The 21,058-nt window shown below is 47.2% G+C and carries 19 protein-coding genes; 13 read left to right on the top strand and 6 right to left on the bottom strand.

Annotated features, from left to right (window positions below):
* Positions 1 to 294: 294 nt before the first annotated feature.
* The 4 genes from U1I11_RS14895 to U1I11_RS14880 all read right to left on the bottom strand — a co-directional run bounded on the left by U1I11_RS14895 (position 295) and on the right by U1I11_RS14880 (position 7,595).
* Entirely contained in the window at positions 295 to 5,361 is a 5,067-nt protein-coding gene (locus U1I11_RS14895; protein ID WP_322906934.1) for a DUF4132 domain-containing protein, read from the bottom strand.
* 53 nt (positions 5,362 to 5,414) lie between these two features.
* The gene (locus U1I11_RS14890) at positions 5,415 to 5,741 is read right to left on the bottom strand and encodes a hypothetical protein (RefSeq protein ID WP_322906933.1); all 327 of its coding nucleotides are present in this window, start codon (positions 5,739 to 5,741) and stop codon (positions 5,415 to 5,417) included.
* A gap of 225 nt (positions 5,742 to 5,966) precedes the next feature.
* Entirely contained in the window at positions 5,967 to 6,389 is a 423-nt protein-coding gene (locus U1I11_RS14885; RefSeq protein ID WP_322906932.1) for a hypothetical protein, read from the bottom strand.
* 402 nt (positions 6,390 to 6,791) lie between these two features.
* Entirely contained in the window at positions 6,792 to 7,595 is an 804-nt protein-coding gene (locus U1I11_RS14880) for a VLRF1 family aeRF1-type release factor (protein WP_322906931.1), read from the bottom strand.
* A 544-nt stretch (positions 7,596 to 8,139) separates the two neighbouring features.
* Here U1I11_RS14880 and U1I11_RS14875 point away from each other — a divergent pair.
* From U1I11_RS14875 to U1I11_RS14835, 9 genes are all read left to right on the top strand, one after another.
* Positions 8,140 to 9,084 carry a hypothetical protein gene (locus U1I11_RS14875; RefSeq protein ID WP_322906930.1) on the top strand — a complete coding sequence of 315 codons (945 nt, stop codon included), beginning with the start codon at positions 8,140 to 8,142 and terminating at the stop codon, positions 9,082 to 9,084.
* 259 nt (positions 9,085 to 9,343) lie between these two features.
* Entirely contained in the window at positions 9,344 to 9,607 is a 264-nt protein-coding gene (locus U1I11_RS14870; protein ID WP_322906929.1) for an AbrB/MazE/SpoVT family DNA-binding domain-containing protein, read from the top strand.
* Positions 9,604 to 10,029 carry a type II toxin-antitoxin system death-on-curing family toxin gene (locus tag U1I11_RS14865; RefSeq protein WP_322906928.1) on the top strand — a complete coding sequence of 142 codons (426 nt, stop codon included), beginning with the start codon at positions 9,604 to 9,606 and terminating at the stop codon, positions 10,027 to 10,029. Before U1I11_RS14870 ends, U1I11_RS14865 begins: the two co-directional genes overlap by 4 nt.
* Positions 10,030 to 10,385: 356 nt before the next feature.
* Positions 10,386 to 11,057 carry an NAD(P)H-dependent oxidoreductase gene (locus U1I11_RS14860; protein ID WP_322906927.1) on the top strand — a complete coding sequence of 224 codons (672 nt, stop codon included), beginning with the start codon at positions 10,386 to 10,388 and terminating at the stop codon, positions 11,055 to 11,057.
* A gap of 201 nt (positions 11,058 to 11,258) precedes the next feature.
* On the top strand, positions 11,259 to 12,416 hold the full coding sequence (locus tag U1I11_RS14855) for a YhgE/Pip domain-containing protein (RefSeq protein ID WP_322906926.1): 1,158 nt from the start codon (positions 11,259 to 11,261) through the stop codon (positions 12,414 to 12,416).
* 37 nt (positions 12,417 to 12,453) lie between these two features.
* Positions 12,454 to 13,080, top strand: coding sequence for a TetR/AcrR family transcriptional regulator (locus tag U1I11_RS14850; RefSeq protein ID WP_322906925.1), 627 nt, complete (start codon positions 12,454 to 12,456; stop codon positions 13,078 to 13,080).
* A gap of 785 nt (positions 13,081 to 13,865) precedes the next feature.
* Entirely contained in the window at positions 13,866 to 14,423 is a 558-nt protein-coding gene (gene amaP / locus U1I11_RS14845; RefSeq protein ID WP_322906924.1) for an alkaline shock response membrane anchor protein AmaP, read from the top strand.
* Positions 14,424 to 14,440: 17 nt separating this feature from the next.
* A complete protein-coding gene (locus U1I11_RS14840; protein ID WP_322907170.1) occupies positions 14,441 to 14,638 on the top strand; it encodes a DUF2273 domain-containing protein in 198 nt (65 codons plus the stop codon).
* A gap of 226 nt (positions 14,639 to 14,864) precedes the next feature.
* Positions 14,865 to 15,317, top strand: a complete 453-nt coding sequence (locus tag U1I11_RS14835; RefSeq protein WP_322906923.1) for an Asp23/Gls24 family envelope stress response protein — start codon at positions 14,865 to 14,867, stop codon at positions 15,315 to 15,317.
* Positions 15,318 to 15,422: 105 nt separating this feature from the next.
* Here U1I11_RS14835 and U1I11_RS14830 read toward each other — a convergent pair whose 3' ends face one another.
* Positions 15,423 to 15,995, bottom strand: coding sequence for a thymidine kinase (locus tag U1I11_RS14830; protein WP_322906922.1), 573 nt, complete (start codon positions 15,993 to 15,995; stop codon positions 15,423 to 15,425).
* Between the two features lie 146 nt (positions 15,996 to 16,141).
* Positions 16,142 to 16,510 (bottom strand): Hpt domain-containing protein, encoded by a 369-nt coding sequence (locus tag U1I11_RS14825; protein WP_322906921.1) that lies wholly within the window; start codon positions 16,508 to 16,510, stop codon positions 16,142 to 16,144.
* Positions 16,511 to 16,552: 42 nt separating this feature from the next.
* Here U1I11_RS14825 and U1I11_RS14820 point away from each other — a divergent pair, with 42 nt between their 5' ends.
* From U1I11_RS14820 to U1I11_RS14805, 4 genes are all read left to right on the top strand, one after another.
* On the top strand, positions 16,553 to 17,023 hold the full coding sequence (locus U1I11_RS14820; protein WP_322906920.1) for a response regulator: 471 nt from the start codon (positions 16,553 to 16,555) through the stop codon (positions 17,021 to 17,023).
* A 349-nt stretch (positions 17,024 to 17,372) separates the two neighbouring features.
* Positions 17,373 to 17,744, top strand: coding sequence for a metal-sensitive transcriptional regulator (locus tag U1I11_RS14815; RefSeq protein ID WP_322906919.1), 372 nt, complete (start codon positions 17,373 to 17,375; stop codon positions 17,742 to 17,744).
* A gap of 31 nt (positions 17,745 to 17,775) precedes the next feature.
* Positions 17,776 to 17,988 carry a copper ion binding protein gene (locus tag U1I11_RS14810; protein WP_322906918.1) on the top strand — a complete coding sequence of 71 codons (213 nt, stop codon included), beginning with the start codon at positions 17,776 to 17,778 and terminating at the stop codon, positions 17,986 to 17,988.
* A 571-nt stretch (positions 17,989 to 18,559) separates the two neighbouring features.
* Positions 18,560 to 21,055, top strand: a complete 2,496-nt coding sequence (locus U1I11_RS14805; protein WP_322906917.1) for a heavy metal translocating P-type ATPase — start codon at positions 18,560 to 18,562, stop codon at positions 21,053 to 21,055.
* The last annotated feature ends 3 nt before the right edge of the window (positions 21,056 to 21,058 follow it).

The raw sequence follows: 21,058 nt of genomic DNA, 5'->3' as shown, positions 1-21,058 counted from the left end.
CAGCTTTGTATACCCAAAACTCCAGTGACTGCCGTTTGCAGGCAAGCGCTGGAGTTTTGGGTATGGCTACTTTAGTATCGCTAGTGTGTGGCATCATCGTATCGCATGTGAGCGATGCCGAGTGGTTTTGTACCGATGGGTAGTGATTGCGGCGTAGCGTTATTTGTGATAAGAAAGATAAGCGCTCCTTGTTATGTTTGCTCAATGTCTCTACTTCATGTAAATGTACTTAAAACAAGCTACTAGTAATTAGCATGAATGCCCCTTAGCGTCGCACTTGGCTGTCGTTTCTTATCACTGCAACTGCTCCAAAATTTGCGGGTCTTTAATTTTGCGGTCTTCCGCCAGCAGTAAAATTTTGGACACTATTTCAGCGGTGCGTGGGTCTTCGTCCACAAACGGCAGGAATAGACGACCGCGATGCTGCGAGTGCACCGGTACGATATAAATCGCGCCGACCGTTTGTTTGTACACATTCGCGCTGCCGAGATGGACGCTATATTCGCCAAGCTGACCTTGAATAATGGCATGATTGCGATCGAGCGTTACATTGTCCAGCTTCATCAAACGGATCGTTTCCTCTACGATTACGCGGCGTAGCTCCACTGTAGTCAAACTTGCTTCCGGATCGACACCACCGACATGGGCGACGCTAACGACCAGATCAAGATCGCGCATCACTTCCGAAAATACGATCGGCGGCACCTGTTCCAGTGGAATCGGTTGATAAGTGGAGCGATCATGAAACTGAACCGTCTCCAATGTTGGCGCTTCAGTATCGGCTGGTGAGAACCAGTCGGCAAGCGCGTAAATGCTGGCGATCAAATTATGATGATAATCGACCTTTTGCAAGCCTTCTTCATAGTTTACCGTCCAGCCGCGTCCGCGCAGTAGAGCGCTCGTTTTACTCGGCTGTACTTGGTGTCCGGCATAGCGGCGTGATACGGTACCGCTTGCTTTTTCATCCGCATTTGGCAAATACAGTTCACGGAATACTTGCTTGAACGGTTCGCGCTGTACCTGATCACTGCGATCTTTTTGCTGGGCATGGAATTGACGTTCCATCGCATCACGCTGAAACGCTTGCCATTGCCCGCTTTGGAACAGATGGAGCGGATGGGCGATCATTACTTCGTCCGTTGGCTGTAGCACGACCGGTTCCGGCATAAAAGCGGTCATTAAACTTGAGCCATCTGCGGCTAAATAGCCGAGACTGCCATCTGTCACTTTGCGGAACACAAGTGCTTGGAACAGCGGTGCCAGCACCGGATTGTGCAGCAGCGTCGTAATCTCTGCCGCTTGGAAAGCAGTTTCGTTGATCATCGAACGTTCCAGTTCCTGGCGTGCACGTTTGTACTGATCGGTCAGCTCGGTTTTCAGCTCTTTGAGCCGGACGATATATTCATGTTTGTTCAGTCTTGCCGGCACAGACTTAAGCGGCTTGCCCTGTTTGGAGGCGCTTAAACTAGTCTGACCTTCGGCATCAATGTTCAGCCGTACGAATAATCCGTCCTCCACCTCATACTCGTTAAAATAAAACAGCAGCTCATCCAGCTTACGTGCTTCCAAATCCCATGTCAGACGAGTCACATCGGCATAACCGGCATTGCGCGCCAAATTGTCGAGCGCGATTGCCGCTGCGGTGCTTTCGCTAGCACGGCGCTGGGCGCCAAACGCTTTGCTTTGTTTTAGAAAGAGCTGGATAAATTCATAACGGGCACGTAAATCAGCGTCACGCCCATGACGATCAGCAAGCGGAATGAGGCTATATGCAAGCAGTTGATCTTTAGTACGTTTATCAGCAGCTTGTGTTTGCGTTTGTTGCAAATTTAGCTTGCCTAGCACCGCATCAGCAAATAGCTGACTACGGCGATGATTGGCACCGCCCGATATATATTTGGCACAATCGTACAGAATCGCAAACCGTTCCTCACCCAGCTCCGCATACGCTTGCTGGAACCAGTTTAGATCAAATGCACCGTCATTAAATTGCTGTGGTGTGATCGGTGAATAGTGAGCGACAATCGTTTCCTTTTCAGCCGAAAATGTTTCGTTAATATGCGCATGGAAGTACCATGCAGCACTGCGTAATCCGTCCCAGTTCAGATGCTTCGCAATAATCTCGATCCATTGCGGCGCATACATCGCCGCTTCCAGCAGACGACGCTCCGACACCGGCTGGCTTTGCAGCAGCTCTGCCAACAGTTGCTCGTCTTCGCCTTCGATTGGATAGCAGCTTCTAAGCAGATTGCTGAACATTTCTTTTTTGGTCAGATTGTTGCTATAGCTGTAAATATATCCGCGCACAAACGTTTCCTGTTGCAAATTGTTCAACAGAGCTACAAAATAGCGCATCCCGTAAAAACGCATAATGTTAGAAGCAAGTACAGATACCGGTGTCGGCAACTCACCGCGCTTTAATTCAATGTCCAGTAAACGGGCGATTAATGTTTCACGCAATGGCAGTAAATTTGGGAAGTGATCAACGATATGGCTATGCGCATACGTATTCGTCAATTGATGCATCAGTTGGCGTTTATTTTCTGGTTCATGCATAATAAGGCGATAAATCGCAGCATCGTTAATTAAGCCAATCTGATGGGCATAGGCGTAATCTTCCAGCGTATTAGCACCTTGCAGACCATAGTCAAGCCTGTCACTAATCTGTTCAATGGCATACATCGTACGGAATCGTTCTTTGAACTGCTCATCGTTCGTCCAGCGTTCGCGTATAGTACGTACCCACGGATTGATCAGCATATTTAAAATGCCAGCTTCTTTGTCCAGACGCTCCGCCGGAAACGATTGCAACAGTTGATGTACCGCCAGATTGCTCCAATGGAGTGATTGCGAATCAAGCATTTCATCCATCAGTGCAGTAATTAACGATTCGATCTGATTACGATAATCCAGCTTTTCCTTTGTTTGCTGAATCTCGGTGATTCGTTCCAGCGGATAAACGGACTCGATATAATCTTTACGCCAACCGTCTAACAGCTGCTCGTTTTCGGAGAAATGGTCACGATAATACCAGAAAAAGTTCAAATCGTGCACCGTACTATTCATCGCTTCCAGCCGGATATAAAACTGTAATTGCAACAGCTCATGCGCAGTCAGCTTCAATTCAGCAAAATACGTGCGCCACACGTCAGCAAGCGGATAATCGTCGAGCAGATTTGGCGCTGCTTGATCCGTTTCGCTCGTCGTACTCGGCGGTTGCTGGTGGATACGTTGCAAGCTATTGCCGACCAATTGATCGGCTTTGTATCCGTTGGCATAATGTACAGCATATTCCGCATTGCGATGGGTATACACTAAATCATTCAGCTCTTGGAAAATACGCTTGATTCGTTCCGGCTCCATCGTCAGCACATCGCTGCTGATCCGGAAACTGCCGATAGCGACCGGTTCATCCAAAGCGGCTTCCCGGTGCTGCGGATCATACAATCCAAAGCCATTACTTGCCGTATACTCCGCCTGCTGACTGTGCAGCTTGTCCAGCAGCACCTGTTCTTTGACGGTAGGTTTGGTGAACGAATCGGTAGCACCGACAAGGCGGGCAAATTGCTCCTGTCTGGACGATTGAGCTTGCAGCTCGGTGAGCAATTCCAGCCCAGCTAATCGTTGCAGCTCATTGTTGCTGCTTAATAAGCGCGGTACGACCGTCTCTAGCCGTTCCTCTGGTTGCGATAACAGCAGCCGAATACCGCTCTGCCGCAGCGAGCCGGTTTTAAGTCGGAACAGGTCTTCCATTCGCTGAATTTCTGCATCGCTTAACACGAAGTTGGATGCGCAGCGAATCGCTTTTTCACGGTTGCTTATACTTTTGTCGGACAATGCTGCCAGCGCAAAGTGGCGCTGTGCCGGATGTTCGCCATCACGAATCACATACTCAAGCACACGCCCACGTAAATCGGGCGACATCTGTTCCTTCAAATCGAGCACTTGTTCCAGTTGTACCGGATCAGGCGCATAGCTTGCCAAATAGAGCAGTTTGTCGATCAGGTCATCGGTGCGCAAATAATAAGTCGAAAATGACAATGTATCCGATACGCCGGACAGCTCAGCAGCAGGCATCAGCTCCAGCAAGGAACGAATGCGCACAAAATCGCGCTCACGCTCTGCCTGATCCGCCAGTTGCGGGGTATGTGGAGCACGAAGCACCCGCTCAGATTCAAGCGCATTATTTACAACATCCCAGGTGAACTCACAACCGTACACATAATTGGCGATGATGCTATCGACCAGTTCCGGATCGGTTGCTGGATTCAGCTCCTGCTCATGCAGCAACTTGCGGGCAATCTCGAAGCGTAGCTCTTTATTTTGACTATTCGTTAAGACGTACAATGCCACCAATTTACGATAGCGAATACCGGAAGCGATCACTTGCTGCAAACGTGATGGCAGATCATTTTCCTCATATACGGCGGTTGCCCATAAGCTAATGTAAATCTGATTGGCATTTTCGCTGCTTAGCCATTCGGTACGCAGCTGTTCATTTAGTAACGCGTCATGCACGTATTGCAGCATCTGCCCGGCGACACGTTGTTGAGACGCTTCCAAATTCATGCCTGTCCACACATCAACAGCACGTACGATCGAGCTATAACGAACGAGATCATGTTCAATAATCGTACCGAGCAGCACCGTCATCGCCTCGATCGTGCCTTCGTCCATCACTTCGGCAATCGTCTGGCGCAGCCCTTCTTGCAGGCGTGCAGCAAGCAGCAGATTAGCGACCGTCTCGTAACATTCCGGACGATGCGACATCAGCATCCCTTTGAGCATCGCATGTTTAAGCAGGGCGGTTTGATTTTCACCCTGAATAATGTCCAGCAATAGTTCGTGTACCGTTTCGTCCCCTTCATCGAGCGCGTATGCAATCAGGTCAGCAAGCGCTGATTCGTTGGGCATATGATGCCATTCATAATCTGGTCGTTTTAAATAGTCGTGCAGATTGAAGCCTGCACCGTACAGACGCAGCAGCGAACACATTTTGTCTAGCAATCGATTTGTATGTAAAAGCATATTACGTGTGCGATACGGACGACGCAAATAACCGATACTGTACGGATACTCGGCAGCATGCTGAATCATATAGTGCAATGGAGCGACCGCTTCCGCGCCAACTAGCTGCTCCATCACAGGCAGCAGCGTATCAAATAAACGGTGATCATCCCCGGCAGCCAGTTCATCCAGCTTGTGACAGAGCGGCTCATACGCCTCACTGTTATATACATACAAATGGGATATAAGCTGCGTAAACAGCTCAGCGATCAGCCGTTCGTCACCTGCTATCGTCTCGCTAATAGCGGAGAAACGCGTTTTCAGTTCTACCGTAATTTCATGCCAAGTTGCCATTGGAATGCTCCTTTCAAATGGGCTTGCTTGAGGTCATCTTGTTTTGGTATAGGTCAATAACATTGAGCGTCAACTTGCTGCAATAACGCCGACCAGCGCCGTTTGGACAATGAGCGATAAAATAATTGTTCCAGTTGCTCAGACTGCCTTTCATCGACATGCAATAGTAGCGCTTGTTTGGCGATTTTGGCACAGGGCTGCATCGAGATATGCGTGCCACCTGTTTTGGTTCGTACCGGAATATGCGCTTGCAGCAGATCAGCTAGGCTGCTCCAGCCTTCCCAGCTATAGCGGACGTTGCGTTTCCAATCGATCATATAGAGCGTGTACGCAGCTCGTTCTGCGCTTGTATGGTGGGCGATGATCCATGCCGATGGCACGATCTTTTGGCGTTATCTGCGGTTCATCGATTTGTGCTCACCTGTCTTTCGTTGCTTGCTGTACAGTACATGCGATGCCAAACGAACTGTAGTATAAACAAAATTTTTGTCGTTTACAGACAAGTGTGCACACCGCACAATTCCAAACGAACCGTAGTACAAACAAAATGAAATTATAAACGGAATACCATCGTAAACGAAATGCTATTTGTCATGCAGGCATCGTCACCATAAACGTCCTGCCAGCATCGTTAGCCGGATGAGTACGAGTGTGTCATTTTCCTGCAACGCAAGCGGCTGCGTCAGTTGTGTCAGTTGTTCATCACGCAGGAAAACGCGATATAAACCGTCTTGGAAGGCGAGCAATGCGGCAGCAATCGCTTGCTGTTCATCCGGTGTCCGTGTATCCTCCACATGTCCAAAGCCGATCTTACCGGTATGTGCGCTCTGCTGTACTTCCTGCTCGGTTAAATACGGCAAAATGCTGCCTGTACGCTGACGTTCGGCAAAGGCGTGCACACTTGAGCGTACGAGCATCGTCAGCAATTGCTGTAGCGTTGTCGGTTCGCCGTCCAGTGCAATCGTCTGCTGTATTAGACTGCTACGGCGACGTGATGGGCTTTTGACTGTGACTTGGATGTTCATCATATCCCTCCTTGTGTAATATCGATTTGGGCTCGAACGGTAGCTACATTTGCTCTAATGGTATGTGCAATGGTAGCTATATTTTGCGCGATAATGTTTCGGTCAGGCAGTCGATTGAATAGCATGTAACAACAGGGGCAGACCGCCTAGTGCACAATCGCTTATACGTTTGAATTTATATGTAAAATGGCTGCTACATGTCTGCGCCTTGCTTACCATGTTAATGTTATACGTAGCATAACACAAACTTTCGAATAGGAACAAGTGTTCTGTTTCGTTTTTGTCAAAAAAGCCCTCCGGCGCAGATCGAGATGACTTCGATCTGGCGGAGAGCTGTTGCTTTCAATCGTGGATAGCTAAAACAGTGATCGCCGTGCTGAAATAAGTGTCAGCGTGCGGCTGCGATTAATCTTGCAGGACGGCGTATGCTTCCTGAAGCACATCTTTTGGCTTCATATTGCTCAAGTTTTTCGGGACGACATGGACGGAAATGCGTGTGTTTAGCGCTTCTTTCACTTGGGAAGCCAGCTGCTTTTCACCGCTTAGGATGATTTCCTCCCACTGTTTTTCCTTTGCCATATTTTCAATTATCGGCACTAAGCGCTTAATCCAGCGTGGGCGAATCACATCCCATTGCTCGGTATAATGTTCGCGCTGTTTGTTCACGGCGGACTTCAAATCGCTCGTATTTTGGCTGGCACGTTCGCGCCATTCGTCACGGATCAAGTCCCATTCGTAATAATGCTCACCATGAATTTCGCATAGCAGGCTGTCGAGAATCGTAACGGTATCATTGCTTAGCTGTACAATACCGGCTGCCGGGCACCGCGACATAATCGCTTCCAGTTCTTCCAAATGCGGCTCGGACTCAAAATAAAATGCATTCGGTACGCCAGTTTGTACCTTTTCGCAGAAGAACAGTCCGCCTGCTGAATCGGTGACGATGATCAATCCTTTTTTCATGTCAGTGCGACTGTTTTCGATGCGTTCTTCCACTTTGGCTTGCATATCCAATAACATATCGAGATAACGTTTTTCCTCGCCAGCTTCGGTATACTCGGCTAGCTTTTTAAAACCGTTCTTGAGGCGTATTTTCCATTCCGGCTGGGTGTTGGCAGTTGGTTCAGTGTTCAGATAGATGGTCAAAAACCGTTCCGCCGATTGGGCAGAATACTTCTGAAGTGCTTTCCAATTTTCCATAAATCCCATAGTAGTACCTCCTCAAAGAGAGTTCCCTCTGTCTTTACCCGTAGACAAAAGGCTCAAAACTATTTTTACAAATTCTTCAAACAAGATCAACCTTACCTATAAATTGTGCGTATAAATATTAGATGATAATCCTAAAAAATAGGACATGGGAATAATGTCCTATTTCTCCTGTTTTACAACTATTACGAAACGAAATGATCTATAATTAAATAAAGTAAATTAAGTTATATTATGTAATTATTTGTGTGCATTCATGCCTGTTTTTCGATGATTATGCAGTTTTTGAACGGTTAAATCATCTGTATGATAAGTAGTTGCTTTAATGCTACTGCCATTTTTGATTTTGCTCAGCTCTTAAGCTCGATTGATTTTGCTCAGCTCTTAAGCTCGAATCGTAATCATACTCCAATTGTTTGCAATTGGTTCATAATATATAGCTGTCGTCGGGATGACTTATATTTTCTTAAGCATACAGGCTGGTAGAGTGAATGGAAGCGGTAGCAGAGCAGACGTTCATCGAGCCGTAAATAAGGAGAAGTTCGCTATGAAACTACATGATTGGCTGAAGTCGGCATCTCGCTCGGTACGCACGCACACAACAGTAACTGTAGGAGTGACGGCGCTGCTGCTAGGTAGTATCGTTTTGCTTATTATGTCTATTGTTGTTAAACCCCAGCAAGATGTTGCTTCCAATTCGTCTGATGCTTCATCAGTGTCGATCGCATCGGCAGCGATGGGAGACAAATCGATCTCGACGGCAACAGCTCCCGCTTCGGTGCAGTTGCCAACGGGCACAGTCATTCCGGTGGAAACATTGCCTGATCCTGCCCAAACGGCTATCGTTAGCTATCCTGTAGGCAAATTGGTTAGCAATGAGCCTGGCGGCAAGCGTCCGGTTACGCTCGCGGTTGAACGCCAGGTGAACGCGGATCAATGGCTTGGCGATAAGCTCGTATTTGGAGCGAAAGAGTCGGCACTTACAGTTGATATGCTGCGCAAAGATGGCGGCAATATGGGCGTATACTATATGCCTGCGGCAAAACCGGTCGATGTCGCTGATCTGTATTTTACAGTCACTCACGCGGGTAGCGAAATGTTGGCACGCTCCGATTATGGCTTGATCGTGCAAGCATTGTACGGCGAATTAATGATTCCAGCAGAAGCGGTCAAAGCATTGACTGATCGCGATATGAATGTGCAGCTACACACCGATCATACATTATCCAAGCCGGAAGGCGCACAATCTACATCGATGCAAGTAACAGTGGAAAATGGCGTCGGTAAAATGTACGTCACGTTGCCGATTGAAAATAGCGAATTGACCGCTAAGCAACTGCAACAGCTGCGCGTTCAATTACAAACAGCCGCTGGACAGCAGCAAGCTATCGATGCAACTTTAGTTAACTATAATGCGTCATCATCCTATTCGCATGGCTTGCGTTTCCGGGTAGTCGCTTCTGGAACGTATACGATTGTGCTGCCTGAGTAGGGATACTGGTGTTAGTATCGATACGAAGCTGCAATGGAGCTAACCGTACAACAAAACAACTTTGTTTTATGCTTAGCTAAACAAAGTGATATAACGGAAAATATATTCCCTTCCAAGCAGATGATGAAAAGACCTAATGACATCAAACGGTCGATACTTCGCAATGGAGGGGATTTTTATATCCATTTTTATTTTCTAACAGATTGAATTTTGTATGTATAATTGTTATAACGATTCAATGGGATAAGGAGGCATGAGCATGAATAGAATGCTTGAGATGGAACGAAAAGTGACTAAATTCGGTAATAGTTTGGGAATAACTATGACAGATGCTTTAAAACAGATTGGATTGGATCAAGGGGATACAGTTAGTATTGAGGTTGATCCAGAATCCGGACAAATTATGATCAAGAAATCAACAAAAGTTTCATTGCCTGTTGGAATTAGTTCAGATTTTATGACCACATTGACAGATGTTATTGAGGAATATGATCAAACACTGCATGGGCTGAAAGACAGATGATAAAGATTCGTTATTTATCTATTCAGGAAGTTATTGCTATTAATGTTGCTATGATTCAGCGTTATAGTCCAGCGGAATATATTGGCGTTAAAGAACCTGATTTGCTCGAACCAGCTGTATATCGCCCTCAATCTACAGCGTTTGGCGAAGATGCTTATCCTACTATTTACGAAAAAGCTGCTGCTTTATTTGAGTCACTTGGGCAAAATCATCCTTTTCATAATGCCAATAAACGAACAGCATGTACAGCATTAGTTATATTTCTGCGTTACAATGGTTTACACTTTAAAATGGATACTAAGAAGGCTGAAGATTTTACAGTCGATAGGGTTAATCACCAATTGGATCGCGGACACGTCGCCGCAATTATTGAAGCTCATTCTAATCCAATCATAACCGACAATCCTTTTAGATTGGGATAAACAGCATGAGATTATCGTACAATATGGAAACATGGTTTCAGGGACGCGATCTTATCGAGATCATGACGCTGTTGCACGGGCATCGTTTGGATACAAAAGTTGTATATAAAATAACGCAATTACGATAATTTGTAATCGCGTTATTTGTCGTTGCTGCGATCCGGTTTTGGCATAGCTACGGCTAAACATCAAACCGCTTCGCGCCGCCCAGTGACAGCATCATTACAGCATATTGCTACTGTCTTTTGCCAAAATAGCTGTTCGGCTGGTTGACAGTAGCACGCATCCATTTTATAATTTCATTGTTACTAAAAGTAAACATGTTATTAAACATATAAATATTGGAGGAACTATACGTGGATAAAGAGCTGAGAAAGCAACAGATTTTGGAAGCTTATCAATTCAGACATGCAACAAAAGCGTTCGATCCGGAGCGTAAAATTTCGGAGGATGATTTTGCATTTATTTTGGAAACCGGACGTCTGTCACCAAGCTCGGTTGGCTCGGAACCGTGGAAATTCCTCGTCGTACAAAATGAACAACTGCGCAGCAAGCTGCGTGAAGTGGCATGGGGCGCACAAGGTCAATTGCCGACTGCGAGCCATTTTGTGATTATGTTAGCACGTAAAAACGTGCGTTATGATTCGCCGTATTTACGCGAGCAAATGATTGAAGTTAAACAGATGCCGGAAGAAGTGTTTAACCAAGTATTGGGACGTTATCGTGAATTTCAGGAGCGCGATCTAAACTTGCTGGAAAGCGAGCGCAGTCTGTTCGACTGGGCATCCAAACAGACGTATATTGCGCTTGGCAATATGATGACTGCTGCCGCCGAAATCGGTATCGATTCTTGCCCGATTGAAGGCTTTCAAATCGATTTGGTCGAAAAGCTGCTACAAGCGGAAGGTTTGCTAGATGATAGTGAATTTGGCGTGAGTGTGATGGTCGCATTTGGTTATCGTACCGATAAAGAAGTGCGTCCAAAAGCAAGACGTACAACCGCACAAGTAGTGCAATGGATCAACTGATCGGCATTGCAATAAATAGGTAAGCAATACAGCACATACGCTTTCCGGATGAGGATGCGTATGTGCTTTTTGGGCTGTTTTATTATTTTAAATTTTAGCTTTGACAGTATGCGCTTACAGCTTTTATAGTAATAAAACAAATGTTTAAAACAACTGTTTGAAACGATCGAAAAGAAAAAAAGGGTAGGCAAAGGAGCAGATATGAAACCAATTTTGCAAGCATTTATGAAAATACCGACGACAGGTGTCGGCATCGCCACCGCGATTTTGTTTCAATTGATTTTTGCAGTCGTATGGATGACAGGGTATCATGGCATTACCGATCGTTTGGATCATTTAAGCGTGGCGATTGTGAATGAAGATCAAACGTTTGGCGAGCAGATCGTACAAGGTCTGAACGGCAAGCTGCCAGTCCATGTGGAAACAGGGCTGACGATGGAGCAAGCGCAGCAGCAATTGCAAGATCGCCATATTCAGATGATCGTGCAAATTCCGACTGATTTTGGCAAAATGGTTACGTCAGCTAATCCGGCGCAACTTCATTATCTCGTAAATGAATCGAATCCGGTTATGATCAAAAATATGATGACTAGTATCGCTGATCGTATTACCGCGAATGTGAACAGAGCGGCGATTCAAAGCGGGCTACAGGGCGTGTTAGGAGCTAACGGACAGGCATCTGCTCAGCAGGCGCAAGGCATGGCGGCGGCATTGTCGCAGCGTGTCGTTTCCAATATCGAATCGGTCAATCCGGTGCAAGGCATGAACAACCAGATGGTGCCGATGATGATGATTTTGGCATCGTATGTCGGGGCGATGATTATGGGGCAAAACTTTGAAATTTCCTCGCGTGCGCTCGCTTCCCGCTTCGGTCGCTGGCCGCGTATGACGGTGCGTTTGCTCGTGACTACAGCGGCGGCGGTTATCGTATCGCTCGTCGGCACCTCGCTTGTGGCGCTGCTGGGCGGACAACTTGGACATGGTTTCTTCGCATTGTGGGGCTTTCAGGCGTTGTTTTTGCTTACGTTTATGTTTGTAGCGCAAATGTTTCTGTTTGTGCTCGGAATGCCGGGCATGTTGTTTAACATTTTGATTTTGTCGGTGCAGCTTGTATCGTCAGGCGCGATGATGCCGCGCGAGTTGTTGCCTGCATTTTATCAATGGCTAGGTCATCTATTCCCGGCTACGTATGCGGTACAAGGGCTGATGAACATTTTGTTTGGCGGTAGTGGTACAGGGATGGATTGTGTGGCGTTAGTGCTCATTTTGCTCGTCGCATTGATCATTATTGCGATAGCGACAGCGCTGCGTCAAAATCGTATACCGGCTCCCGCTCCGGTCGTTATTACCGAATCGTAATTTCGGCTTAATTAACTGAACTGGGGAAGTGACTCGTTTGAACAAGGATGAAGAACATGTCAAATTGCGCATTTTGAAGGCGACACGCAAACTTGCTGCCGCCCGTGGCTTTGATGCGACGACCGTGCGTGAAATTTGCCGTGAAGCGGATGCGAACATATCGCTCGTATCGTATTATTATGGCGGCAAAGAGCAGTTGTTTGAAGCGATGCTAGCAGCGTTTTTGCTAGGCAAGCCGTTTTCCGATGCGCTGCGTCAGAAAGAGCTTGATCCGGTGAGTGGGGTGCAAAAGCTAGTCGCACGTCTATTTGAATTATGGCAGCACGATCCGGAAATTTCGATTATTTTACATCAGGAATTTGCGCTGCGTTCTGAACGTATTGAAGTCATTCAGCGGTATACATTGCCAGCGTGGAGCTTGCTGCGTCATTATTTGGAACAGGGGAGAGCGGAGGGGTTATTTCATTTTCGCTCGCTCGATCTGGCGCTCTTACAGATGATCGGCAGCATTATTTTTGCTAGCAATACGGTGAAGTCGTATCCGGTCATGCCGCTGCTGGATGAGCAACCATTAGCGCCGGAAGAACATCTGACACAATTAACCGGCAGTTTGCTCGCTTCGGTCGGTTATCCGGCACTAACGATAGGCGACAATAATGGATAAACGATGCTTGTAAGTGAGCGTATGCAGCAATGTACTCGAATCGAAATCGTACGTGTGCAGCAGGTCATCGCAACAAAGTGGCAGAAGCGGTTGAACTCAATCAAGCGGTATCGATATACGTAAACAGAGAGGGATTTGCAATTTAGACGGCATAAAGTCTAGGTTAGCAATCCTTTTTTGCTGTCCGCATGGATCGTATAATTATATCGTCATTATTTACATAATTCCTCCATCTAATTAACATAATTTACAATTTAGTCATATAAATAAGTGATTCAACTAGTAAAGAGGCTGGTTATTCTAATAACAGGTTTCAAGCTGGCACAAGCCAATTGCGCACGGCGCATATGCAAACTATCGCTTGAATGGAAGGCAGGTTAGGTGGACAAGTGCACGCATGTACAGGAGATCATATTCTGCTTGTTTCCATCATACAAATTATGTGTAACGAATACTAAGCAGAACGATTTCCAAATGATGCATACGTACGATAGTTCAGCTAACTTCTAATTAACAATTTTGTAATCTTTTCATTGCTGCGTATCGGATGTGCGTAATCGGTTGACGATTATGCGCGATGATGGTGAGCGATATGATGGACAGACCCGTTCTGTATCGTTAGGACGATAAGCTGTACGAATCGCTTAGCTAAAGCAATGCCGCAGCTTTAAACTAACCCATGTCAACATTGTGTAAGCAACAACTTGAACACCGATCCTGTGGCAATATGACATCGTTTGTATTGCCTCATTCCAGGGACTGTTCACAAGTGAAGGAGAGATGGCATGAACAGGCTGACACGTTTAATTTTTGTACTTATCGGACTGGTGGGAATGGCGGCAATGGCAGTGTTTGGCGCGATTGTGTACCCGCTCGGCAACTTTTCAAGTATGGTCGACAATTACTTGAATACACAGCCGTGGGCGTTACAAACGATCGCGATCGTTGCACTCGTATTGTTTATCGTTTTTGCGCTATTGTTTTTGATCGGATTGTTCGCTCGTCCCAAAACGCGGGCACTGTATATTTTGACACCGGTCGGCACGATTCGTTTGACCCAGAATATGATTGAACAGACTATTTTCCACGCCGTACAGGAGAAAAATGTGCTGAAACAACCGCAGGTGTATACCCGACTCAAAAAGAGCAACAATTCCGTATACACAACTATTCGCGGCGGCTTGATTCCGACGAGCCATGTGGTGGACGCAGCAAGCGAGCTGCAATTGCATGTGGAACAGCAACTGAAACAATTGCTGCAAATTGACCATGTGCGTGTCGAAGTTCGCATCGATGAGCGCCAGCAAGAAAAACAAAACAAAAACGTACCCCGTGTCATCTAAAGGAGGGATTGGGCTTGATGTTGGAACAATTGTTACCTTACCGTAGACGGATATTGTGGACATTGCTTGGATTGTTAGTTGGTATTTTGTGGATTACGATCGGTTTTAAATATACGCTGCTGATCGTCGCCTGTATGCTGGTCGGATTTCTGATCGGTAAATGGCAAGATGGTGCACTTGATGTGCAAAGATGGATTCAGTTTTTTACGAGGTAGCAAGCTTTACGAGGTAGCAAGCAGTACAGCAGTAACCGCAACAAGTATTCAGGATCATCGCTTTTCGGTGATACCGGGGCGAATCCTTTTATTATAAATATCGGGCAAGCTGAAGGGCATCGCTTGCCGCAAAGCAATTGAAGTTACCTGACAAAGTTTTGATGCGTGCTGCTATCAACCGATAGTAGCGCAATAAACCGATGGAACACAGAAAGGATGACTGAACATGGCAGAAACTAGACTGGATACAACGGAAACTCATGTACAAACAACACCTGTACAAGTACGCAAAAATTCTTTGACATTTGAGGATCAAGTAATTCAAAAAATCGCTGCACTGGCAGCTAATGAAGTACAAGGTGTATTGGCACTGGAAGGCGGCTTTTTCAGCAATTTGGCAGGTCGCTTCAGCAACTCGGAAAATGTCATTCGTGGCGTAGATGTAGAAGTGGGCGAGAAACAGGTTGCACTTGATCTTGTCGCTACTGTGGAATACGGCAAAAGTATCCCAACGATCTTTAACGAGCTGATCAAAAAGGTAAGCGAAGCGGTGAACCGGATGACCGGTCTTGAAGTAGTCGAAATTAACCTGAACATCGTTGATGTGAAAACACGCAAAGAGTTCGAATTGGAAACGAAAGGCCCGCAAGAAGAACCAAGAGCAGAACGCGTCAACTAATTCGCGTTTCGCGTGCCGTATAGCGGTATAGAACGATTGTCGTCATAAATGTGGCAGCCATGCCGGTTGATCTGTTCATCCGGTATGGCTGTTTTACTAGGCTAATTAGTAGATTGGCGGATTGTTGTAACATTTGCGGCAGACGGGATAGTAGCTTTCGTTACCGCCGATTTGAATCTGCTCGCCGGTGTATACAGGCTTGCCGTTTAACATCCGCATATTCATCGTTGCTTTGCGCTCACAAAACCAGCAGATCGTTTTCATTTCTTCGATTTTGTCGGCGTATAACAGCATATATTGACTGCCTTCAAACAGTTGATTTTGAAAGTCGTTTTTGAGACCAAAGCCCATCACCGGGATATTGAGCATGTCGACGATCGCGACGAGTTGCAAGACCGCTTCTTTTTTCAAAAACTGGCATTCATCGATCAATACGCATGAAGGCTTCGGTTTATAGTTTTTGACGATATCAAAAATGTCCGTCTGTTCATGAATCGCAATCGCCTGGCGACGTACGCCAATACGCGATGATACATAACCGATCTCGTCGCGTGTATCGAGTGCAGAGGTGAAAATAAGGACATGCTTGTTTTGTTCCTCATAATTATGGGCGACTTTAAGAATCTCAATCGATTTGCCGCTATTCATGGCTCCGTATTTAAAAAACAGTTGTGCCACTTCCAAATAGCCCCTTTCTCCGTAATTTCGCTCGTTCAGCCTGATCTATTGTATCAGGAAAAGGAGCACAGACCAACCCGGACAGAAGACGCAGCCAGCACAATGGACTAGACGGTGCCGTATAATACCCTACCGCGTGCAAACCGTTATGGCTGCTGTGGTGGTGCGGCAGCTGCCTCATGTAGTAGCTGTTCCAATTGGTGTACATATCGCTCTAATTGCTCGACATATTCACGTTTCCATATTTTGGGCGGATCGTTTAAAATAAAATGAATCATTTCTCCACATAATTCATCGATGCTGGCATACGATAGTGTTAGTGCCAACCCTTTGATCGCATGAATATGACGATGAACGCGATCGGCAACCGCGCTGCCTGCTTGTGGGTCAGGATCGTCGAATTGCCGGTAATCGGCAAAAATTTGGTGCAGATCGTGCATTTTAGTCGTGGCATCATGCAGAAAGCGGACTCTCGTCTGCTCGATAATTTGCCGATAGCGTTCTGCTTTGGACATGGGAAACCTCCCTTTATTAATGGATAAGGATGTGAACAGTAGATGAAAAAGATCGGTATAGTTGACGATAGCAATCCGTTTGTAATGCTTGTGCGGCAGTTACTGGAACCGGAGGACGTGCTGGTAGAATCGTACGAGGATGCTGCTGAATTTTTTCGCATTCCTTCGCGTATTACAGGCTATGATTTGATTATTTTGGATATTAATTTGCCGAACAGAGATGGTTTGGATGTGCTTGATCAACTTAAACGTAATGCTGCTACCCGCGATATTCCGGTCTTGTTATTATCCGGGGATTCGCGTCCCGAAATGGTCAGAAAAGGCGTGCGCAGCGGAGCGATTGACTTTTTGACGAAGCCGATCGATCCGCCACAGCTAGTAGAGCGTGTGATGGGGCATCTTGGTGTGTGCGAACCGCAGCAGGAAGCGATAGAAGGGGAAGCGTCCGCACCGTCTGCACAAGTGCAAACTACACAAGCAGAAGTGCCGAATGCCGGGACGAAGCACAGTTAATCATTTGCGGAAAACAGAAATAAGTGACGGTTTACAGCACAGTACAATCGTACCGTATAGCGTCATAGCGTTGTTGTTCCGGTTGTTGAGAGCGACAACAACCGGTCAATGCCCACGTTCTTCAGAATTAAATTCAGTGTAGCATAAATACGTTTACAAATGGAGCATAAACACTAGTTAAGCTTATTGGATCGTTCGGCAAGCGAATTGTACCCGTCATCAAGATGATGTACTTGCGCCTCTTGAATACCCTATGGGGGTATGTTAGAATGAATTTATAAACGATCTGTTGTTACCGCGCTAACGTTAAATTAAAGCGTACACAGCGGACGTGAAGGGGGGACAAACGATGGAAAACATCAATGTCAGTGAGCAACAACCGCTCGCGCTTAACCTGCCGTCTGCTGGCGAAGCGGAAACATGTGGGATTTGCAACCATTCCGGTCGCCACAGTCATCACGCTGACGAGATGAAGCATAATCTCGTGCGCAGACTGAATCGGGTTGAAGGTCAAATTCGTGGCATTAAAGGCATGATCGAAAAGGATACGTATTGTGATGATGTGCTGAACCAGATTGCTGCCGCACAATCGGCGCTTAATTCGGTCGGTCGCTTGTTGTTGGAAGGTCATATGAAAAGCTGTGTTGTCGAACGAATCGAAGCCGGTGAGCATGAAGTGATCGATGAGCTGCTCGTCACGATTAACAAATTGTTAAAATAACACGAGACGATGATCCAAGGAGGCTATAATTATGGCACAAGTAAAATTGGAAGTAGAAGGTATGTCCTGTCAGCATTGTGTGAAAGCAGTCGAGGGAGCATTAGCGGAGATCGGCGCTAACGGCAAAGTGAATTTGGAAAGCAAATCGGTTGATATTAGCTATGATGAATCCAAGCTTGACGTTGTGAAGCTGACCGAAGCGATTGAAGAACAAGGTTATGATGTAGTTTCGGCAGGCGCGTGAACAATGATTATTGGACTGGCATGACAGCATAGCGCATATGGAGCAGTGCCAGTCCAACCGAAATGAGAGTTATGAGCCGCTATGGACAGCTAGCAGACGGTTAGCAACTTTATGATGCTAGCGATTGCGCACAATATGCTGTTTGCACTGCTAGAAGATAGTGGCTCTGTATAGAACAGAGCGAGCGAGTCGCCAAGATGGGCATGATGAGTATAGCAATAAGATGGAGTATATGTTCATTTCATAAGCCTGATTCACAGATGGATAACTGATTGATAATGGATGAGTTAGACGGTGGAATCAGGCTTTTTTTAACTAATTTATATACCCCCCACCTGTATATTGGCGGATTGCAAAAGAAGTGGATTGCCAAAGCAGATGCAACAGACAGCGATACGGATAAGGGCAAATGACTAGCGATGAGGATGTATAAGCCAATCGGCTACGGTATACACATATAAAGTAACGATAACTTCTCGAAGGAACAATGGTGCGAGCACAACTATATGAATATAACCGTATGCATGTATTGTCCAGTCAAAAGTGATCGCAACCAAAGGAGTGAATAACGATGAATCCGAATGAAGACGGGGCAACTACCGCTGCCACAGACGCTGCCGCTGTGTCACAACGAGCAAGCGCTACCGATTTGCAACAATTAAAGCTACAAATTGGCGGGATGACATGCGCTGCCTGTGCGACACGGATCGAAAAAGGGCTGCAACGTTTGGATGGTGTCACCGAAGCGCATGTAAATTTGGCGCTGGAAAACGCGCTCGTCACGTATGATCCGCAGCAGTTGCAAGCGGAGCAAATTGAGCAAAAAATCGACAAGCTTGGCTATTCCGTGCTGCATGAAACCGTCTATCTGGACATTTCCGGCATGACGTGTGCCGCTTGTTCTGCACGGATTGAAAAAGGATTGCGGCGTATGGACGGCATCGCTGAAGCGCAAGTCAATCTGATGCTGGAAACGGCGCGTGTTAGCTTTGATGCAAGTAAAGTTAGCGTGCACGATATTACCGCTAAAGTGGCGCGGCTTGGCTACAAAGCGACCATTCAGGAGCAGGAAGGAGCAGAGGAGCGTCGCGATCAGCTTCAGCATAAACGCGGTTGGCAGCTGCTCGTTTCGTTTGTATTATCGCTGCCGTTACTGTGGACGATGGTGGCTCATTTTAGCTTAACATCGTGGGTTTATATGCCGCATGTGTTAATGATTCCGTGGGTGCAATGGCTGCTGGCAACACCGGTGCAGCTCGTCATTGGCTGGCAGTTTTACAAAGGCGCCTACAAAGCGCTACGCGGCGGCAGCGCCAATATGGACGTGCTGGTAGCGATGGGCACGTCGGCAGCTTATTTTTACAGCGTATTCCTAATGATTCGTGAATGGGTCGAGCCTGGATTTCAGGCGCAGCTTTATTTTGAAGTGAGCAGTATGTTAATTACGTTAATTTTGCTCGGGAAATGGTTTGAACACCGCGCGAAAAGTCATTCTTCGTCCGCGATTCGCAGTTTGATGAATTTGCGCGCCCAGCATGCGTTAGTAGAGCGGGATGGACAGGAGCTGCACATCGCTGCCGATGAAGTGCAGGTCGGTGATATCGTAATCGTGAAGCCTGGTGAGAAAATTCCGGTCGATGGCATCGTGCTGGATGGACGTTCTTCGGTCGATGAATCGATGCTGACCGGCGAAAGTTTGCCGGTGGACAAAACGGTCGGTGATGGAGTGATCGGCGCGACGATTAACCAAAATGGACGGCTGCGCTTCCAGGCGCAGCGGATCGGCAAGCAGACAGCGCTGGCGCAAATTATCGGGGTCGTGGAACAAGCGCAAGTGTCCAAAGCGCCGATTCAGCGGCTAGCGGATGTGATCTCCGGCATTTTTGTGCCGATCGTCGTCGGGATTGCTTTGTTGACGTTTGGGATATGGTATTTGGGCGTGGAACCAGGGCAGTTTAGCGGCGCGCTTGAAAAAGCGATTGCGGTGCTCGTGATCGCCTGTCCGTGTGCGCTCGGACTAGCCACACCGACTTCGATTATGGCTGGATCGGGACGAGCTGCCGAGTACGGCATTCTGTTCAAAGGCGGCGAACATTTGGAAACGGCGCATCGGATCGATACGGTCGTGCTCGACAAAACAGGAACGATCACACGCGGTGAGCCGGTACTGACCGATTGGCATGTTGAAACTGATACATTGCCAGAGTCACAGTGGCTTGCGCTGATCGCTGGGGCAGAAGGGGCTTCCGAGCATCCATTGGCACGAGCGATTGTGGCAGGCTTGCAGCAGCACGGTGTGGAAGCGGCAACTGTGCAATCATTTGACAATATACCTGGCAAGGGTATTATAGCGCTGAGTAGCGAGCATACGATTCGTATCGGTACACGCTTACTAATGCAGGAAGTCGGTGTCGTGACCGAGCAACTGGAAGCTTCGATTCAGCAACTGGAACAGCAAGGCAAAACGGTCATGCTAACAGCGGTGGATGATCGCTATGCAGGCTGGATTGCGGTAGCCGATACCGTAAAAGAGACGTCTGCCCAAGCGATTGAACGGCTGCAACAGATGGGGCTTCATATCGTGATGATTACCGGCGATAACGAGCGCACCGCCCGTGCGATTGCCGCCCAGACCGGAATTGAGCATGTGTTGGCAGGGGTGTTGCCGGAAGGCAAAGCTGCTGAAATTAAGCGTCTGCAACAGGAAGGTCGCATCGTAGCGATGGTCGGTGACGGCATTAATGATGCGCCCGCGCTTGCGACAGCCGATACCGGCATCGCCATCGGCACCGGAACCGATGTGGCGATGGAAGCTGCCGACATTACGTTAATGCGTGGCGATTTGGACGGCATCGCCGATGCGATCCTCGTTAGCCGTCGTACGATTCGTAATATTCGTCAAAACTTGTTTTGGGCGCTCGCCTACAATGTAATCGGCATTCCGGTCGCAGCTAGCGGTCTGCTGGCACCGTGGCTGGCAGGCGCAGCGATGGCATTCAGTTCAGTATCGGTCGTGCTAAACTCACTGCGTTTGCAGCGGATTAAGTTGCAGCGGGAGCGGGTTTGATAC

This window comes from Paenibacillus campi (assembly GCF_034659835.1).
Lineage (GTDB): Bacteria > Bacillota > Bacilli > Paenibacillales > Paenibacillaceae > Saccharibacillus > Saccharibacillus campi.
The sequence above is the reverse complement of the archived record's forward strand: the minus strand, read 5'-3'. Positions and strand labels throughout refer to the sequence as shown.

What these genes read in the sequence shown, in the direction of transcription:
- U1I11_RS14895 (WP_322906934.1), bottom strand. Translation starts at nt 5,361, where the DNA reads ATGGCAACTTGGCATGAAATTACGGTAGAACTGAAAACGCGTTTCTCC.
- U1I11_RS14885 (WP_322906932.1), bottom strand. Translation starts at nt 6,389, where the DNA reads ATGATGAACATCCAAGTCACAGTCAAAAGCCCATCACGTCGCCGTAGC.
- U1I11_RS14880 (WP_322906931.1), bottom strand. Translation starts at nt 7,595, where the DNA reads ATGGGATTTATGGAAAATTGGAAAGCACTTCAGAAGTATTCTGCCCAA.
- U1I11_RS14875 (WP_322906930.1), top strand. Translation starts at nt 8,140, where the DNA reads ATGAAACTACATGATTGGCTGAAGTCGGCATCTCGCTCGGTACGCACG.
- U1I11_RS14870 (WP_322906929.1), top strand. Translation starts at nt 9,344, where the DNA reads ATGAATAGAATGCTTGAGATGGAACGAAAAGTGACTAAATTCGGTAAT.
- U1I11_RS14865 (WP_322906928.1), top strand. Translation starts at nt 9,604, where the DNA reads ATGATAAAGATTCGTTATTTATCTATTCAGGAAGTTATTGCTATTAAT.
- U1I11_RS14855 (WP_322906926.1), top strand. Translation starts at nt 11,259, where the DNA reads ATGAAACCAATTTTGCAAGCATTTATGAAAATACCGACGACAGGTGTC.
- amaP (WP_322906924.1), top strand. Translation starts at nt 13,866, where the DNA reads ATGAACAGGCTGACACGTTTAATTTTTGTACTTATCGGACTGGTGGGA.
- U1I11_RS14840 (WP_322907170.1), top strand. Translation starts at nt 14,441, where the DNA reads ATGTTGGAACAATTGTTACCTTACCGTAGACGGATATTGTGGACATTG.
- U1I11_RS14835 (WP_322906923.1), top strand. Translation starts at nt 14,865, where the DNA reads ATGGCAGAAACTAGACTGGATACAACGGAAACTCATGTACAAACAACA.
- U1I11_RS14825 (WP_322906921.1), bottom strand. Translation starts at nt 16,510, where the DNA reads ATGTCCAAAGCAGAACGCTATCGGCAAATTATCGAGCAGACGAGAGTC.
- U1I11_RS14820 (WP_322906920.1), top strand. Translation starts at nt 16,553, where the DNA reads ATGAAAAAGATCGGTATAGTTGACGATAGCAATCCGTTTGTAATGCTT.
- U1I11_RS14815 (WP_322906919.1), top strand. Translation starts at nt 17,373, where the DNA reads ATGGAAAACATCAATGTCAGTGAGCAACAACCGCTCGCGCTTAACCTG.
- U1I11_RS14810 (WP_322906918.1), top strand. Translation starts at nt 17,776, where the DNA reads ATGGCACAAGTAAAATTGGAAGTAGAAGGTATGTCCTGTCAGCATTGT.
- U1I11_RS14805 (WP_322906917.1), top strand. Translation starts at nt 18,560, where the DNA reads ATGAATCCGAATGAAGACGGGGCAACTACCGCTGCCACAGACGCTGCC.